We start from the raw sequence: 789 nt of genomic DNA, 5'->3' as shown, positions 1-789 counted from the left end.
CGCGAAGCGGCTGCAAGCCGTCGCCCGGCATGCGCGTTGAAAGCGGAAGGCGAACGATCGCATCGTGAACGCGTCCGGAAAACTGTCCATCGAAACGCTCGCCAATCCGCAGCAGCACGCGGGCGCGCAAAATGTCGAGCAGGCATTGGAACGCATAGAGCCCCGCAGCAAGCACGACGAGCCCCACTAGCGTGAATACGCTGCCACTTGCCAGAACGCGGTCATAGACCTGAAGCATGAACAGCGGCGAGATCAGCGCAAGCACGTTGACCACGCCGCTGATCAACACAATGCCCCAAATCGCGGAAGTCAGAGGGAAGGGTCTCAAAGCTGAATCCTTTGGAATGGTTGTCACGTAAGTCTCCGGAGGCTGGCGACCCGGCTCCCTATATTGCTCCCCGACCGGCAACCGACTGCATCCGCTTGCTGGTCCAGGATCAGTGCTCCCGCCGAATATGTTTGGTCCCGGCATTTAATGGAGCGGGTCAACAACACCGTCCGGCTGAAGGTTTGGAAGGGATTCATCGTGGTCGGCCGCAAGGGCCCGAACAGGCTTCCGCCTCCACACCTTCAGGAGATTTCGGTGCACGACCAGCGCGACGCGCAGGGCTTGGTCAAGCTGTCAACGCTGCGACTGCTCCCGGGCGCCCCTCGGGCGCCCCGGCCCAGGCAAGTAGCGGAACGGGAAAGCGCCCGCCCAGGGGGCGGGGCGGGCGCGGTTCCGTATGGGTTTCTGGATCAAACGAAGGTGAAGTCCGACGCGGTCAGGCCTAGGTCGGCCACGGTGAC

General features: G+C 62.7%; 1 pseudogene. It reads right to left on the bottom strand.

Annotation, left to right across the window (positions count from 1 at the left end):
* Positions 1-346 (bottom strand): annotated as a pseudogene (locus tag NKI35_RS31295) (type I secretion system permease/ATPase); the annotation flags it as partial.
* Positions 347-789 lie beyond the last annotated feature (443 nt).

The organism is Mesorhizobium sp. M0676, assembly GCF_040320535.1.
Lineage (GTDB): Bacteria > Pseudomonadota > Alphaproteobacteria > Rhizobiales > Rhizobiaceae > Mesorhizobium.
This window is presented reverse-complemented; position numbering and strand designations above follow the sequence as displayed.